Origin of the sequence: Sphingomonas jatrophae (genome assembly GCF_900113315.1) — a bacterium.
In the GTDB taxonomy this organism is placed as follows: Bacteria; Pseudomonadota; Alphaproteobacteria; order Sphingomonadales; family Sphingomonadaceae; genus Sphingomonas_P; species Sphingomonas_P jatrophae.
In genome coordinates this window covers 655809-671432 of the sequence record NZ_FOZG01000001.1, presented here as the reverse complement: position 1 = coordinate 671432, position 15624 = coordinate 655809, and the positions used below count along the sequence as shown (strand labels likewise).

At 66.4% G+C, this 15624-nt stretch carries 14 protein-coding genes; 12 read left to right on the top strand and 2 right to left on the bottom strand.

The window, feature by feature from the left end; translation table 11 throughout:
* Positions 1 to 29: 29 nt before the first annotated feature.
* The gene (locus tag BM360_RS03135) at positions 30 to 1643 is read right to left on the bottom strand and encodes a bifunctional GNAT family N-acetyltransferase/carbon-nitrogen hydrolase family protein (RefSeq protein ID WP_093310622.1); all 1614 of its coding nucleotides are present in this window, start codon (positions 1641 to 1643) and stop codon (positions 30 to 32) included.
* Positions 1644 to 1737: 94 nt separating this feature from the next.
* Positions 1738 to 2955, bottom strand: coding sequence for an NADP-dependent isocitrate dehydrogenase (locus BM360_RS03130; RefSeq protein WP_093310619.1), 1218 nt, complete (start codon positions 2953 to 2955; stop codon positions 1738 to 1740).
* A gap of 137 nt (positions 2956 to 3092) precedes the next feature.
* Here BM360_RS03130 and BM360_RS03125 point away from each other — a divergent pair, with 137 nt between their 5' ends.
* The 12 genes from BM360_RS03125 (at position 3093) to BM360_RS03065 (ending at position 15622) form a co-directional block, all read left to right on the top strand.
* Entirely contained in the window at positions 3093 to 3824 is a 732-nt protein-coding gene (locus BM360_RS03125) for a phosphatidylserine decarboxylase (RefSeq protein WP_093310616.1), read from the top strand.
* Positions 3821 to 4654 (top strand): CDP-alcohol phosphatidyltransferase family protein, encoded by an 834-nt coding sequence (locus BM360_RS03120; protein ID WP_093310611.1) that lies wholly within the window; start codon positions 3821 to 3823, stop codon positions 4652 to 4654. The genes BM360_RS03125 and BM360_RS03120 overlap by 4 nt, the downstream gene beginning before the upstream one ends.
* 415 nt (positions 4655 to 5069) lie before the next feature.
* Positions 5070 to 5825 (top strand): 30S ribosomal protein S2, encoded by a 756-nt coding sequence (gene rpsB / locus BM360_RS03110; protein WP_093310598.1) that lies wholly within the window; start codon positions 5070 to 5072, stop codon positions 5823 to 5825.
* Positions 5826 to 5938: 113 nt separating this feature from the next.
* Entirely contained in the window at positions 5939 to 6892 is a 954-nt protein-coding gene (tsf, locus tag BM360_RS03105) for a translation elongation factor Ts (protein WP_093310595.1), read from the top strand.
* A 174-nt stretch (positions 6893 to 7066) separates the two neighbouring features.
* Positions 7067 to 7822, top strand: coding sequence for a UMP kinase (gene pyrH / locus BM360_RS03100; RefSeq protein ID WP_093310588.1), 756 nt, complete (start codon positions 7067 to 7069; stop codon positions 7820 to 7822).
* Complete coding sequence (gene frr, locus BM360_RS03095) at positions 7806 to 8363, top strand: ribosome recycling factor (RefSeq protein WP_093310583.1); 558 nt, start codon at positions 7806 to 7808, stop codon at positions 8361 to 8363. The genes pyrH and frr overlap by 17 nt, the downstream gene beginning before the upstream one ends.
* Complete coding sequence (locus BM360_RS03090; RefSeq protein ID WP_242653292.1) at positions 8360 to 9112, top strand: isoprenyl transferase; 753 nt, start codon at positions 8360 to 8362, stop codon at positions 9110 to 9112. Before frr ends, BM360_RS03090 begins: the two co-directional genes overlap by 4 nt.
* Positions 9113 to 9126: 14 nt before the next feature.
* On the top strand, positions 9127 to 9927 hold the full coding sequence (locus BM360_RS03085) for a phosphatidate cytidylyltransferase (protein WP_093310579.1): 801 nt from the start codon (positions 9127 to 9129) through the stop codon (positions 9925 to 9927).
* A 2-nt stretch (positions 9928 to 9929) separates the two neighbouring features.
* Positions 9930 to 11102: a 1-deoxy-D-xylulose-5-phosphate reductoisomerase gene (locus BM360_RS03080; protein ID WP_093310576.1), complete on the top strand. Its 1173-nt coding sequence runs from the start codon at positions 9930 to 9932 to the stop codon at positions 11100 to 11102.
* Positions 11099 to 12229: an RIP metalloprotease RseP gene (rseP, locus tag BM360_RS03075; RefSeq protein WP_242653291.1), complete on the top strand. Its 1131-nt coding sequence runs from the start codon at positions 11099 to 11101 to the stop codon at positions 12227 to 12229. The genes BM360_RS03080 and rseP overlap by 4 nt, the downstream gene beginning before the upstream one ends.
* Positions 12230 to 12314: 85 nt before the next feature.
* Complete coding sequence (gene bamA, locus BM360_RS03070; RefSeq protein WP_093310573.1) at positions 12315 to 15011, top strand: outer membrane protein assembly factor BamA; 2697 nt, start codon at positions 12315 to 12317, stop codon at positions 15009 to 15011.
* Entirely contained in the window at positions 15011 to 15622 is a 612-nt protein-coding gene (locus BM360_RS03065) for an OmpH family outer membrane protein (RefSeq protein WP_093310571.1), read from the top strand. Before bamA ends, BM360_RS03065 begins: the two co-directional genes overlap by 1 nt.
* Positions 15623 to 15624 lie beyond the last annotated feature (2 nt).

Genomic DNA, 15624 nt, shown 5'->3' with positions numbered 1-15624 from the left:
ACGATCCGCAAAGGACAGGAGCGCCTGCCTCAGCCGCCGCCCGGCCCCTTGCCGCCCGCAGGCGGAGGAGCGCTCGGGCGGGTGGGATCGCCGACAGGAGCCCTGTTCCAGTCGATATTGTAGAGATCGAAGCGGCGATCGGAGAGGTTGCGCACGGTGCCTTCTGCGCGCGCCCAGGTAAGATCCGCGAGGTTCACGTCGCTGATCGTCAGCGTCTCGACATTCTCGCTCGCCTCCGCCGCGATGCCGTCACGAGCGAAGGGGAAGTCGCACGGCGTCAGGATGCCGCTCTGCGCATATTGGATGTCCATATTATCGACACCGGGCAGGTTGCCGACATTGCCGGACATCACGACGAAGCACTGATTCTCCACCGCGCGCGCCTGGCAGCAGTAACGCACGCGCAGATAACCCTGCCGGCTGTCGGTGCAGAAGGGCACGAACAGGATGCGGGCGCCCTCATCTGCCAGCCTGCGGGCGAGCTCCGGAAATTCGCTGTCATAGCAGATCAACACACCGATCGGGCCGCAGTCGGTCTGGATGGCCTCGATCGTGTCGCCGCCCTTGATGTTCCACCAATGGCGCTCGTTCGGGGTAGGATGGATCTTTTCCTGCGCGTGAACCGACCCGTCGCGCAGGCAGACATAGGCGACGTTCTGGATCTCGCCATCGTCGGTGCGCGTCGGGTGCGAGCCGCCGATGATGTTGATATTGTAGCTGAGCGCCATGTGGCTGAGCGCCTCCACCAGGGGCGCGCGGTGCTCGGTCAGCTTGTCGATCGCCTCCGTGGGGCTGAGCGCGCGATCCTCGAACGAGAGGAGCGACAGGCTGAACAGCTCGGGAAAGACGACGAAGTCGGCACGATAATCCGCCGCGACATCAACGAAATATTCGACGTTCTTGACGAACTCCTCGAAGTTGGCGACGGCTCGCGCCTGGAACTGCACGGTGGCGAGGCGCACGCTTTCGATCCCGCGTGGGACGCGGAAGCGTGGCTCCTCGTTCGGATCGACATAGGGGTTGCGCCACACCATCAGCACGGCGTTGCCGCCCGACGCCTTGTCCTCGGGCAGGTAGCGGGCGAGCAAGCCCGACGGCTCAAACCCGTTGTTGATCTGGAAGCCGATCACCGGATCGCGCAGCTTGCCGGTGCGGACCGCATCGAGATAGGCGCCTGGCGTCTTCACCGACCGCTTTGCGCGGGCGAAGCCGGGCATGCGGCCGGCGAAGACGATGCCCTTCAGCTCCAGCTGCTCGGCCAGCGCGCGACGCGCCTCGTAGAGCCGCTGACCAATCCGCAGACCGCGCTGCGTCGGATCGACCGCCATCTCGAACCCGTAGAGCCAGTCGCCGGTCGGATCGTGGCGCGTGCCGAGCCCGTTGCCGCTGATCGCCTCCCAGTCGTGCGCGGCGAAGGCGACCGCCTCGTCGACCCGGCTGGACGCGCAGTAGCCGACAGGCTTGCCGTCGTAGAGCGCGACGAATTGTCCGTCAGGGTAATTGTTGATCTGCGCCCGGATCATCGCGGGCGTGTAGGGATCGAACTCGGGATAGACCCGGCGGGCCAGCGCGGCGATGCCGGCGGCATCCTTGGGCGTGGCGGGGCGAACCTCGAGGCGGCGGCGAGCGGTGGTGCGGGTCATTCCGCATGCGAACGGAGCGCGCCGCGCAGGGTTCCCGATCGCGATGGAAGGCGCCGTTCGTGCCGGGTGTCGCCCGGCACGAACGGCAGCCGGCTCAGGCGTTCGCCATCGCCTTGTCGAGGTTCTCGACGATCTGCTCGAAGAACTGCTCGGTCGTCATCCAGGGCTGATCGGGGCCGATCAGGATGGCGAGGTCCTTCGTCATGTGGCCGTTCTCGACCGTCTCGATGCAGACCCGCTCGAGCGTTTCGGCAAACTGCGTCACCTCGGGCGTTCCGTCGAAGCGACCGCGGAACTTGAGGCCGCCGGTCCACGCGAAGATGGACGCGATCGGGTTGGTCGAGGTCGACTTGCCCTGCTGGTGCATGCGGTAGTGGCGCGTGACCGTGCCGTGGGCGGCTTCCGCTTCCACCGTCTTGCCGTCGGGCGAGAGCAGCACGGAGGTCATCAGGCCGAGCGAGCCGAAGCCCTGTGCCACCTGATCCGACTGCACGTCGCCATCGTAATTCTTGCACGCCCAGACGAACTTGCCGCTCCACTTGAGCGCGGAGGCGACCATGTCGTCGATCAGGCGATGCTCGTAGACGATGCCCGCCGCCTTGAACTTGTCCGCGAACTCGGCCTGATAGACCTCCTCGAAGATGTCCTTGAAGCGGCCGTCATAGGCCTTGAGGATGGTGTTCTTGGTCGACAGGTAGACCGGCCAGCCGAGCGTCAGACCGTAGTTCAGGCTGGCGCGCGCGAAATCGCGGATCGATTCGTCGAGGTTGTACATGCCCATGGCAACGCCGGCCGACGGGAAGTCGAACACCTCGTGCTCGATCTCCTGGCCGTCCTCGCCGACCCACTTGATGGTGAGCTTGCCGGGGCCGGGCACCTTGAAGTCGGTCGCGCGATACTGGTCGCCGAAGGCGTGGCGGCCGACGACGATCGGGTCCGTCCAGCCGGGGATCAGACGGGGGACGTTGGAGATGACGATCGGCTCGCGGAAAACGACGCCGCCGAGAATGTTGCGGATCGTGCCGTTCGGCGACTTCCACATCTTCTTGAGCTTGAATTCCTCGACGCGTGCCTCGTCGGGGGTGATCGTCGCGCACTTAACGCCGACGCCATATTGCTTGATCGCGTTGGCGGAATCGATCGTCACCTGATCGTTCGTGGCATCGCGATTCTCGACGGACAGATCGTAATATTTCAGATCGACGTCGAGGTAGGGGAGGATCAGCCGCTCGCGGATCCATTGCCAGATGATACGGGTCATCTCGTCGCCGTCCAGCTCGACGACGGGGGTGTTCACCTTGATCTTGGCCATTCCGCTCCGCGCTCCCGCTTCCGTGTGAGGATAAGGTGGGCGGGGCTTAGGGGAGGGCAGGGCCACGATCAATGGGCGGAACCACGGCGCCGCGCTTGCGATTGTCAGTCCGCGACCCCGCACCTACAAGGCCGGCCATGGCATCACTCGACAAGCCCGACGTGGTTACGACCAACGTCAAGTGGCGCTTTCCCTCGGTTCACCCGAAAGGGCGCATCTTCGTCCTGGTCTCGGCGGCGGCGACGCTCGTCATGTTCGCCATTTGGGACGAGCTGGCGTTCCTGATGGTCGGACTGACGATCTGGGTGGCGGCTTTCTTCCGCGATCCGGTCCGCGCGGTGCCGCAGGGTGCCGATCTCATCATCTCGCCCGCTGACGGCCTGGTGACGATGATCGCCGATGTGCCGGCGCCGCGGGAAATGGTGGGCGAAGGCGGGCTGCCCGACGGGCGTTATACCCGCGTGTCGATCTTCATGTCGGTGTTCGACGTACACATCAATCGATCGCCGATCACCGGCACGGTGCGGCGGGTGGTCTATATCTCCGGCAGGTTCCTCAACGCCGACCTCGACAAGGCCAGCGAGGAGAATGAGCGGCAGCATCTGGTGGTGGAAGGCGCGAACGGAATCGCGGTGGGCTTCACCCAAATTGCCGGTCTGGTGGCGCGGCGGATCGTGCCGTTCGTCAAGGAAGGGGACATGGTTGCCGCCGGGCAGCGGATCGGGCTGATCCGCTTCGGTAGCCGGGTGGACGTGTATCTGCCCGCGGGCACCGCCCCCAAGGTCACGCTGGGCCAGCGCGTGCTGGCGGGCGAGACGATCATCGGCCGGCTCGGTGAGGCGGAGCCTGTGCGCTCCATTCCGCAATGACACAGACGACACGAGCGCGGCGCGAACGGCGCGGCATCCCCCTGCGTGCGCTGGCACCGAATGCGGTGACAGCTTTGGCCCTGTGCTGCGGACTGACCGGGGTGCGATTCGCCATCTCGGCCGCGGGCGGCGGCGGTATCGAGGATTGGGAGAAGGCGATCGCCTGCGTGATCGGGGCGGGCGTTCTCGACGGCCTCGATGGACGGATCGCGCGCTTGTTGAAGGGCGAGAGCCGGTTCGGCGCCGAGCTCGATTCGCTGTCGGACGTGATCGCATTCGGCGTGGCGCCGGCCTTGATCATGTTCCTGTGGTCGCTTCAGCACGCGCCGCGATGGGGCTGGCTGTTTGCGCTGGCGCATGGCGTGTGCTGCGCGCTGCGGCTCGCCCGCTTCAACGCGCAGATCGACGCGAGCGAGCAGCCGCACAAGTCGGCCGGCTTCCTGACGGGCGTGCCAGCGCCCGCGGCGGCGGGAATGGCGCTGCTGCCCGTTTACCTCTGGCTGTGGACAGGCCTCGGCACGTTTCGGGAGGCCTGGGTGGTGGCGCCGTGGATGGCGATCGTCGCCCTCCTGATGGTCTCCAGTGTGGCGACCTATAGCTGGGGTGCGCTGCGGCTGCGGCGCGGCATCCGGTTCGGACTGCTTGTCGCGATCGCGATGGTCTTCGGTGCCCTCATCACCGCGCCCTGGACCACGTTAACGGCGCTGGTGGTCGTCTATGCCGCGCTGATCCCGCTCGGGATGCGCGGCTATGCCAAGGTCAGGCGGCAGCGCGCCACTGCGCCGGTGCCACGGCCGAACGCGTCCGGATCGAGCGGCGAACCCGCGTGACGCGAGCGGCCGGCGGGGTCGGCCGCACGTCGGGCTGAGCCTGCATGCGGAGTGCGCGGACGATCGCGGCGCCGTTCGCCGAGAACATGGCGATCATCAGCCAGAGCGATCCCGCGGCAACCGCGAAAAAGAAAGTGGACGCCAACACAACCATGTTTCCCTCCGGACTGGCCCCATCTCCGACGCGCATCTGACGTGATGGCGATGGAACGTGGCCTGAATGCGCCTGAACGTTGCAGGTTCCATCTGTTCTCTTAATGTTCCGGCGTCAAGCCTTGATTTGTGCAGAGATTGCGACTAGTTGCGCGACGGCCCCGCCGAAACGGGGCATTCCACAGTCGTGGCGACATAGCCCGGTGCCGGCGACCAAGCCGGTTCCTGCTGCGACGAGGATCAACCGGAAGGAGACTATCCCATGGCGGCACCGACCGTCTCGATGCACGAGCTTTTGGACGCAGGCGCGCACTTCGGCCACCAGACGCACCGCTGGAACCCGAAGATGAAGCCCTACATCTTCGGCGAGCGCAACGGCATCCACATCATCGATCTGAGCCAGACCGTTCCGCTGATGGCGCGCGCGCTGGACTTCATCAATGGCACCGTCGCCGCCGGCGGCAAGGTGCTGTTCGTCGGCACCAAGCGCCAGGCGCAGGAGCCGATCGCCGAGGCGGCGCGTCGCTCCGGCCAGCATTTCGTCAACCATCGCTGGCTCGGCGGCATGCTGACCAACTGGAAGACGATCTCCGGCTCGATCAAGCGCTACAAGGCGTTGGAAGAGCAGCTTTCGGGCGACACGCACGGCCTGACCAAGAAGGAAGTGCTGCAGCTCACCCGCGAGCGGGACAAGTTCGAGCTTTCGCTCGGCGGCATCCGCGACATGGGCGGCATTCCGGACATCATGTTCGTGATCGATGCCAACAAGGAAGAGCTGGCGATCAAGGAAGCCAACACGCTGGGGATCCCGGTCGTGGCGATCCTTGATTCGAACGTCTCGCCCGACGGCATCGCCTTCCCGATCCCGGCGAACGACGACGCGGCGCGTGCCATCCGCCTGTATTGCGATGCGGTGGCCGATGCGGCGACGCGCGGCAACCAGGGTGGACGCATGGCCCGCGGCGAGGATCTCGGCGCCTCTGCCGATCCGCTGCCGGAAGCGGCGCTGAACGCCTAAACTGTAACCGTCGTGCCAGCGAAGGCTGGCATCTCTTTCGGCCGGCGTTGCCCGCCACCGACAGAGGCCCCAGCTTGGCGCTGGGGCGACGTCCACATCTTAAGGAGCATGCTATGGCGGAGATCACCGCTGCGGCCGTGAAGGATCTGCGCGAGCGGTCCGGCGCGGGCATGATGGATTGCAAGAAGGCGCTGACCGAGACCGGCGGCGACATGGAGGCCGCAGTTGACTGGCTGCGCACTAAGGGCCTGGCCACTGCCGCCAAGAAGTCCGGCCGCACCGCGGCTGAGGGCCTCGTCGGCGTTGCGGTCGAGGGGCTGAAGGGCGCCGCGGTCGAGGTCAATTCCGAGACCGACTTCGTGTCCAAGAACGATCAGTTCCAGGATTTCGTCCGCACCGTCACGCAGGTTGCGCTGACCACCGGCGACGATGTCGAGACGCTGAAGTCGGCCGCCTATCCGGGCGGCGAGGGCAGTGTTGCGGACAAGCTGACCGCGAACGTCGCGACGATTGGCGAGAACCAGCAGCTTCGCCGCGCGAAGACGGTGGCGGTGTCGCAGGGCGCGGTCGTCTCCTACGTCCACAATGCGGTCTCGCCGGGCATGGGCAAGATCGGCGTGCTCGTCGCGCTCGAGGGCGATGCGCCCAAGGACGCGATCGAGGCGCTCGGCAAGCAGCTGGCGATGCACATCGCTGCCGCCAGCCCGCTCGCGCTGCATGAGGAAGGCCTGGACGAGGCGATGGTGGAGCGTGAGCGCGCCATCGCTGCGGAGAAGGCTGCCGAGAGCGGCAAGCCGGCCAACATTATCGAGAAGATGGTGGAAGGCGCGGTCGCGAAGTTCCGCAAGGAAAGCGCGCTTGTCAGCCAGCTGTTCGTCATGGACAACAAGACCAAGATCTCCGACGTCGTCGCCAAGGCGGCGAAGGACGCGGGTGGCTCGATCGCGCTGGTCGATTATGTGCGCTTCCAGCTGGGTGAAGGCATCCAGAAGGAAACGTCCGACTTCGCCGCGGAAGTCGCTGCCGCTTCCGGCATCGGCGCCAAGGAGCCGGCATCGGCGCAGTAAGCGCCACCGCGTTCTGATACCCCGTTCGGCCTCAGCCTTGTCACGGGCCGCTCTCCTGTCGGGAGGGTGGCACCCGGCCAGGCTCAGGTCGAACGGGGTTTCTTATGCCCGGTGCACAGCCAAGCCGTCGCGCACCGCTTCACAATTCATCCGCCCCGCTTTAAGGCCCCCGCCATGCCCCGCCTCCGCCTCAATCGCATCCTCCTGAAGCTGTCGGGCGAGGTGCTGATGGGCCCGGGCCAGTTCGGCATTGATCCCGAGACGGTCGCGCGTGTCGCGCAGGAGATTGCGGGCGTCGCCCGCGATCACGAGCTGTGCATCGTCGTCGGCGGCGGCAACATCTTCCGCGGCCTGTCCGCTGCGGCAAAGGGCTTCACCGACCGGGCGACGGCCGATTACATGGGCATGCTGGCGACGGTGATGAACGCGCTCGCCGTGCAGAATGCGCTTGAGTCGATTGGCGTCGACACGCGGGTCCAGTCCGCTATTCCGATGGACACGGTATGCGAGCCGTTCATTCGCCGCCGTGCACAGCGGCACATGGAAAGGGGCCGGGTGGTGATCTTCGCCGCGGGTGTCGGCTCACCCTATTTCACGACCGACAGCGGTGCCGCGCTGCGTGCTGCCGAAATGAAGTGCGATGCGCTGCTGAAGGGCACGTCCGTGGACGGCGTCTATGATGCGGACCCGAAGAAGGTGCCGACGGCCAAGCGCTTTGACGAGATCAGTTTCAGCCGCGTGCTCAGCGACGACCTGCGCGTGATGGACGCGTCGGCGATCGCGCTGTGCCGCGATAACGACATTCCGATCGTGGTGTTCAACATCCGCGAGCAGGGCAATCTCGCCCGCGTTCTCGCCGGTGAGGGCGTTGCCACGATCGTCAGCAACCACGCGCAGACGGAGGAAATGAGCCATGCCCCAGTTCAATAAGGCCGACCTGGAGCGGCGCATGGCGGGCGCGGTCGAGTCGCTGAAGGGCGACCTGTCGGGCCTGCGCACCGGCCGTGCTACCGTGTCGCTCCTCGATCCGGTGACGGTCGAAGTCTATGGCGCGCACATGCCGATCAACCAGGTGGCGACGGTGTCCGTGCCGGAACCGCGGCTGATCTCGGTGCAGGTGTGGGACAAGGCGAATGTCGGCCCGACCGACAAGGCGATCCGCTCGGCAGGCCTCGGCCTGAACCCGATCGTGGACGGCACCACGCTGCGCCTGCCGATCCCGGATCTGACGGAGGAGCGTCGCAAGGAGTTGGCCAAGCTCGCCTCCAAATATGCCGAGGCGGCCCGCATCGCGGTGCGCAACGTCCGTCGCGACGGCAACGACCAGCTGAAGGCCGACGAGAAGAAGGGCGAGATCAGCGAGGACGAGCGCAAGCGCCGCGAGGCGGAGGTGCAGAAGCTCACCGACTCGACCATCGCCGAGATCGACCAGGCGTCGAGCGCCAAGGAAAAGGAAATCCTGGGCAAGTGAGCGCCGCGCGGGCCAGCGCGGCAGCCGGGGCGATCGCGAGCGCTGCCCGCGGTGGCCTGCCGCGCCATGTGGCGATCATCATGGACGGCAATGGCCGCTGGGCGAAGAAGCGGCTGTTGCCGCGTGTCGCCGGGCACCGGGCGGGCGTGGATGCCGTACGCAAGGTTGTGCGCGCGGCCGGCGAGATCGGCGTCGAGGCACTGACGCTATATGCCTTTTCCTCAGAGAATTGGCGGCGCCCGCAGAGCGAGATTGCCGACCTGATGGGACTGCTCCGCCGGTATCTGCTGGCGGAGCTGGAGGAGCTGGCGCAAGGCGGCGTGCAATTGCGCATCCTCGGCGATCTCGGCCGGTTCGACCCCGAGCTGCGCGAGATGATCGAGGGTGCGGTGGCGCGCACGGCCAGCAACGAGGGCATGATCCTCGCGGTGGCGCTGAACTATGGCGCGCAGGACGAGCTGGTGGAGGCTGCACGGGCGCTGGCGACGGATGCTGCCGCCGGTCGCATCGAACCGGCGGCGATCGATGCCTCGGCGATGGAGGCCCGGCTGTCCACCGCCGGTCTGCCGCCGCTCGATCTGATGATCCGCACGTCGGGCGAGAAGCGCCTGTCCAACTTCCTGCTGTGGCAGGCGGCTTATGCAGAGCTCATCTTCGTCGATACGCTGTGGCCCGATTTCGATCGCACCGCGCTGGAAGCGGCCCTGGCCGATTATGCGCGGCGTGAGCGGCGTTATGGCGGGCTCTGAATGAAGGCACGGGCATGATCCGGCGCGTTGCGGGCGCGGCGGCTGCGGCGCGGCGGACCGATCTCGGCCGGCGCGCGCTGGCGGGTGTTGTGATGGTGGTGGTGGCGCTGGTGCTGCTCGCGCTGGGCGGCTGGCCGTTCTGGCTGTTCGTCGTGGCCGTATCCGCCGCGATGCTGGCGGAATGGGCGGGGCTGATGCACGCGCCGATGGGCCGCACCCGTGTTGCCGTGCTGCTTTATGTCCTGGCGCTGTTCGCGGCGACGCCCGCGCTGTTCGGGCCCAACCGCGATGCCGTGGCGCTGCTGGCGAGCGCGGCGATCGTGGTTGCGCTGGCGCTGGGCAGCGTGCGGCTGGGTTCGGGGCTGGCCTATGTCGGGCTTCCCGCGATCGGACTACTCTATCTGAGGACACTGCCCGGCGGTTTTTGGCTGGCGCTGTGGGTGCTGGCGGTGGTGGCGGCGACGGATACGGGCGCCTATTTCGCCGGTCGCGCCATCGGCGGGCCGAAGCTGGCACCGCGGCTCAGCCCCAGCAAGACATGGGCGGGTCTGCTCGGTGGTGCTGTCGCGGCGCTGGTGCTGGGTGCGGCGCTCGCAGTGGCAGGACGGCTGCCGGCGGCATTTCTCGGGCTTGGCGGCGTAATGGCGGTGCTGGCGCAGATGGGCGACCTCTTTGAAAGCTGGCTGAAACGCCGTGCCGGCGTGAAGGATAGCGGGCGCATCCTGCCTGGGCATGGCGGCGTGCTGGACCGTGCGGATGGGCTGGTGCCGGTGGCGGCGCTGGTCGCCGCGCTGATCGCGGGGCATGCACTTTGACCATGGCGGGCGCAGGCGCACGCAGCGTGACCATCCTCGGCGCGACCGGATCGATCGGCGCGTCCACGCTGGATCTGATCGAGCGCGAGCCCGAGCGGTATGACGTCGTCGCTTTAACCGCGCACCGCAATGTCGCGGAGCTTGCGGATGCGGCCCGCCGGACGCGGGCGCGGTTCGCCGCGGTTGCGGATGTGGCGTGCGGCCCGGAATTGGCAGACGCGCTCGCAGGCAGCGGCATCGCCACCGGTGCCGGCCCGGAGGCTCTTGTCGAGGCCGCGCGCATGGGCGCGGACTGGACGATGGCCGCCATCGTCGGCTGCGCCGGGCTTGCGCCGACGATGGCGGCGCTGGAAGGGGGGCGGACGGTAGCCCTCGCCAACAAGGAGGCGCTGGTTTCCGCCGGTGCGCTGATGACGGCAGCGGCGCGCGCGCATGGCGCGACCCTGCTGCCGGTCGACAGCGAGCATAACGCCATCTTCCAGTGTTTCCCGCATGACGCTCCCGAGCGCGTGCGCCGCATCTTGCTGACCGCGAGCGGCGGGCCGTTTCGGACGATGGATCGCGAGGCGATGCGCGGCATGACGCCGGCGCAGGCGGTGAAGCATCCGAACTGGTCCATGGGCACCAAGATCTCGGTCGACTCGGCGACGCTGATGAACAAGGGGCTGGAGCTGATCGAGGCGGCGCACCTGTTCCCGGTGCCGCTCGACCGGTTCGAGATCGTCGTCCATCCGCAATCGGTGATCCACTCGATGGTCGAGACGATCGACGGATCGGTGCTGGCGCAACTTGGCCTGCCCGACATGCGGGTGCCCATCTCCTACACCTTGGCCTGGCCTGAACGCATGGCGACGCCTTGCACCGGGCTGGACTTTGCAGCGCTCGGTCGGCTGGACTTCGAGGCGCCCGATCCGGTGCGCTTCCCCGCGCTGACGCTCACGCGCGATGCGATGGCGGCGGGCGGGGCGAAGCCGGCCATTCTCAATGCCGCGAACGAGGTCGCGGTCGCCGCATTCCTGGAGGGGCGGGCCGGTTTTCTCGATATCACCGAAATCGTGCTTAAGACGCTCGAGCGCTACGATCCGCCCGCACCCGGAACGCTTAATGAGGTATTAGGGATCGACGCCCGGGCGCGGGAAGTGGCTCGCGGGGCGCTGGAGACGATGGTGGCGTGACCCAGCCCGGTATCCTGTGGACGATCCTTGCCTTCTTCGCCGTCATCGGCCCTCTGATCTTCCTGCACGAGCTCGGCCATTATCTTGTCGGTCGGTGGTTCGGCGTGAAGGCGGATGCCTTCTCGATCGGCTTCGGCCGGGAGATTGTCGGCTGGACGGACAAGCGGGGTACGCGCTGGAAGGTCGCGGCGCTGCCGCTCGGTGGTTACGTAAAGTTTGCGGGTGACATGAACCCGGCCAGCGCGCCGACGGCCGAGTGGCTCGCCATGTCGCCGGAGGAGCGGGCGGGCACCTTCCAGGCGAAGCCGGTATGGCAGCGCTTCCTGATCGTCGCGGCGGGGCCCGTGACGAACTTCCTCTTCGCCATCATCGTTTTCATGGCGGTGTTCGCCGTCTCGGGTGAGCCGCGGACGCCTGCAGTCATCGCCGCGGTGCAGCCGGGATCGCCGGCGGCCGCCGCCGGCATCGTGCCTGGGGACCGGATCAGCATGGTCGCCGGCCAGTCCGTCGATCGGTTCGAGGACATCTCCGACATCGTCCGCATCCGCGCCGGAGAGGCGGTGCCGGTCGATATCTGGCGCAACGGCCGCCAGATCCACCTGCGCATGACCCCGCGGGTCGATCTTGAGCGGGACAATTTCGGCAACGAGTTCCGCATCGGCCGCATCGGCGTGAGCCCCGCCGGGCGGACCATCGTGCCGCTGGCATGGCATGAGCTGCCGGGCGCTGCTGTCCGGCAGACGGTCGCGATCGTACGGATGATGGTGGACACGATCGTCCAGATCGTCACCGGCCGCCGCTCGGTCAGCGAGCTGGGCGGTCCGCTTCAGATCGCCAAATTCTCCGGGCAGGTCGCCACGATGGGGTGGTTCGACTTCATCATCTTCATGACGATGATCTCGATCAATCTGGGGTTCATCAATCTCCTGCCAATTCCGTTGCTGGATGGTGGCCACCTCTTCTTCTACGCGGTGGAAGCGGTGCGGCGTCGGCCGGTCGGTCCGCAGGCGACCGAATGGGCCTTCCGTTCGGGGCTGGCGGTGCTGATGGCGTTCATGGTGTTCGTGACGATCAACGACTTGGGCAACTTAGGCCTGTGGACGCGGCTTGCCGGCTTGATCGGCTGACCCGCTTGGGGCAGGGCGGTAAGACGGCCGGAGCGGGGAACCCGGCGCTATCACGGTAACGGGCGGCGGCAAGGGCGGGACGCGGGTGATCGATTGCAAGGGACTTCAGGCCTCGCGCGTGGCGCGCGGCCTGCTTATCGGTACCATCCTGGGCGCGGGCGCACCGGCGCTCTCCCAGCCAGCAGCCGCGCCTGCCCGGGGGCGGCCCGCGGCACGCCCGGCACCGGCGACGCCAGCGGCAACCCCGACAGCGGCAGCGCAGCCGGCTGGCGAGCGAATCAAGTCGATCACGGTGAGCGGATCGCAGCGGCTGGAGGCGGATACGGTCCGCTCCTACATCAAGCTGAAGCCCGGCGACGTCTACACCCGTGAAGCGGGCGATCAGGCGCTCAAGGATCTCTACGCGACCGAGCTGTTCGCGGACGTGCAGGTACGCGACGACGGGCAGGGCAACCTGACCATTCAGGTTCGCGAAAACCCGGTGATCAACCGTGTCGTCCTCGAAGGCAATAAGCGCCTGAAAGAGGACAAGATCCGCCCTGAAATCCGGCTGGCGCCGCGACAGATCTTCACGCGCTCCAAGGTGCGGGCCGACGTGGCGCGCATCGTCGAGCTGTATCGCCGTCAGGGTCGTTTCGCCGCCACTGTCGAGCCCAAGATGGTCGCGCTGGACCAGAACCGCGTGGATGTCATCTTCGAGATCAGCGAGGGCGCGAAATCGCGCGTTCGCCGCATCAACATCATCGGCAACGAGAAGTTCTCCGACAGCGAGCTGCGTGGCCAGATGGCCACCAAGGAAAGCGGGCTGACGAAGATCTTCTCCTCCGGCACCAGCTACGATCCGGACCGGCTGTCCTACGACCAGCAGAAGCTGCGCCAATATTATCTGACGAACGGCTACGCGGATTTCCGCGTCGTCTCGGCTGTGGCCGAACTGACGCCCGACAAGCGCGACTTCATCATCACCTACGTGGTGGAGGAAGGTAAGCGCTACAAGTTCGGCGACGTCGATCTCGAGAGCGACATCCGCGACATCAAGGCAGCGGACTTCAAGCCGCTGCTGCTGATGAAAAAGGGCGATTGGTACAACGCCAAGCAGATCGAGGACACGGTCGATCGCCTGACCGAGGCGACCGGTCTCCTCGGCTACACGCCCGACGTGTCGCCCGACTTCGACCGCGACAAGGAAGAGCTGACGATGAGCGTCACCTTCCGCATTCAGGACAGCCCCCGCAAATATGTCGAGCGGGTGGACATCAACGGCAACACGGTGACGCGCGACAAGGTTGTGCGTCGCGAGTTCCGTCTGTCCGAGGGCGACGCGTTCAACACCTTCCGCGTCAAGCGCTCGCGGGATCGCATCCAGTCGCTCGGCTTCTTCCAGGACAAGCTGGAGATCGAGCAGAAGCCCGGCTCCGCGCCGGACCGCGTTGTGCTGGAGGCGAACCTGGAGGAGAAATCCACGGGTGAGCTGCAGGTGTCGGCGGGCTTCTCCAGTCTGGAGAAGTTCATCGTCGACCTGTCGATCCAGCAGCGCAACTTCATGGGCAAGGGCCAGATCGTCCGCGCCGGCGTGAACTATTCGACCTACTCGAAGTCGGTGGAGCTGGGCTTCACCGAGCCTTATCTGTTCGACAAGAACATCGCGGTGGGCGGCGACATCTTCCGCCGGGATTACAACTCGTTCAACTATCTGTCGAACGGCGATCGCAATACCACCTACCAGCAGGTGACCACGGGCTTCCAGATCCGTGCGGGCGTGCCGCTGACCGAATATGTCAGCCTCGCACTGCGCTACGGCCTCAGCCTCGATGACGTGTCGCTCGACAAGGATACCTATTACTATAACGGTCAGTGCGACATCCTGCTCGCCGGCCGTTACCTGTGCGACGCGATCGGCAATCGGACGACTTCGTCGATCGGCGCCAGCCTTGTGTTCGACAATCTCAACAACCGCGTTCGCCCGTCGGCCGGCCAGCGTGCGCTGCTTAGTGCGGACGTGGCAGGTCTTGGCGGCACGGTGAAGTATGTCCGCGCACGTGCCGAAGCGGCCAAATATTGGAGTCTCGGCAGCGGCTTCATCTTCTCCGTCCGCGGTGAAGGCGGCTACATTCACAGCCTTGAGAATACGCGGACAGATCCGCTCGGCAATTCGATCGAGAAGATCCGACTGACCGACCGCTTCATGCTTGGGCAGCCGCAATTGCGGGGCTTTGGCATTCGTGGTGTGGGTCCGCGCGTCGTTCGCCGCTATTACGACACGACGACGGCTACGGCGGGTGATTTCCTGCCTGCCAAGAACGACCAGGACGACGCGCTGGGTGGCCGCGCTTACTACCTCGGCCACCTCGAGCTGGAAGTGCCACTGGGCTCCGGCGCGCGTGAACTCGGGCTGCGGCCGTCGATCTTCGTCGATGCGGGTGCGGTGTTCGGGCTCAAAAACCCGATCGTCGACAATTATCCCGAGGGCGATCCGCGGCTGACGCGCGACATTCTGGGCGTGAACGGCCAGCTTCAGTGCGTCAACAGCAGCAGCTCGGCCGTATCCGATCGCCCCGCGACCGGATGCCCGGCAGGCACCACCAACTATACCGGCCAGATCGCAGCGCCGTTCCGCGAGTTCTACCTCGGCGATACGCCCAAGCCGCGCCTTTCGGTCGGCTTTGGCGTCAACTGGAATTCGCCTTTCGGTCCGTTGCGCGTCGACATCGCCAAGGCGCTCTTGAAGGAGCCGGGCGACAATACCAAGCTGTTCACCTTCAACGTGGGAACCCAGTTCTGATGACCAAGACGATCAAGATGCTGGCGCTTGCCGCCGCTGCCACGATTGCCGTTCCTGCGATGGCGCAGGTCGGTGCCGTTGCCACTGTCGACCTCGGCAAGGCCGTGGCGGACGTGACCGCGCTGAAGACCGCGCAGACGCAGATCCAGACGCAGTACAAGGCGCAAATCGACACCTTCACGCAGCGCCGCCAGGCTGCCGCCACCGAACTGCAGCCGCTGCAGACGGAGATCCAGAGCCTGCAACGCGCCGGCAATACGCCGCCCGCGACGCTCCAGTCCAAGATCCAGGCCTTCCAGACCCGTGAGGCCGCGCTGCAGCAGCAGCTCGCCCCGCTCGCGCAGCCGTTCCAGCGCCCGCTCGCCTTCGCGCAGGCGCAGGTCGAGGAGAAGCTGGACGATGCGGTGAAGGCGGCGATGAACGCCAAGCGCGTCGGCATCGTCGTCAGCCCGCAGGCGGTGATGGCGGTGAACCCGACCAACGACCTGACCGCCGACGTGACGACCCAGCTGAACGCGATGGTGCGCACCGTCTCCACCACGCCGCCGGCCAACTGGCAGCCGGGCCAGCCGACTGCGGCGACGGCGGCTGCTGCGCCGAAGGGCCGCTGAGC

Coding starts and splice junctions, on each gene's coding strand:
- BM360_RS03135 (WP_093310622.1), bottom strand. CDS start 1,643: ATGACCCGCACCACCGCTCGCCGCCGCCTCGAGGTTCGCCCCGCCACG.
- BM360_RS03130 (WP_093310619.1), bottom strand. CDS start 2,955: ATGGCCAAGATCAAGGTGAACACCCCCGTCGTCGAGCTGGACGGCGAC.
- BM360_RS03125 (WP_093310616.1), top strand. CDS start 3,093: ATGGCATCACTCGACAAGCCCGACGTGGTTACGACCAACGTCAAGTGG.
- BM360_RS03120 (WP_093310611.1), top strand. CDS start 3,821: ATGACACAGACGACACGAGCGCGGCGCGAACGGCGCGGCATCCCCCTG.
- rpsB (WP_093310598.1), top strand. CDS start 5,070: ATGGCGGCACCGACCGTCTCGATGCACGAGCTTTTGGACGCAGGCGCG.
- tsf (WP_093310595.1), top strand. CDS start 5,939: ATGGCGGAGATCACCGCTGCGGCCGTGAAGGATCTGCGCGAGCGGTCC.
- pyrH (WP_093310588.1), top strand. CDS start 7,067: ATGCCCCGCCTCCGCCTCAATCGCATCCTCCTGAAGCTGTCGGGCGAG.
- frr (WP_093310583.1), top strand. CDS start 7,806: ATGCCCCAGTTCAATAAGGCCGACCTGGAGCGGCGCATGGCGGGCGCG.
- BM360_RS03085 (WP_093310579.1), top strand. CDS start 9,127: ATGATCCGGCGCGTTGCGGGCGCGGCGGCTGCGGCGCGGCGGACCGAT.
- BM360_RS03080 (WP_093310576.1), top strand. CDS start 9,930: ATGGCGGGCGCAGGCGCACGCAGCGTGACCATCCTCGGCGCGACCGGA.
- BM360_RS03065 (WP_093310571.1), top strand. CDS start 15,011: ATGACCAAGACGATCAAGATGCTGGCGCTTGCCGCCGCTGCCACGATT.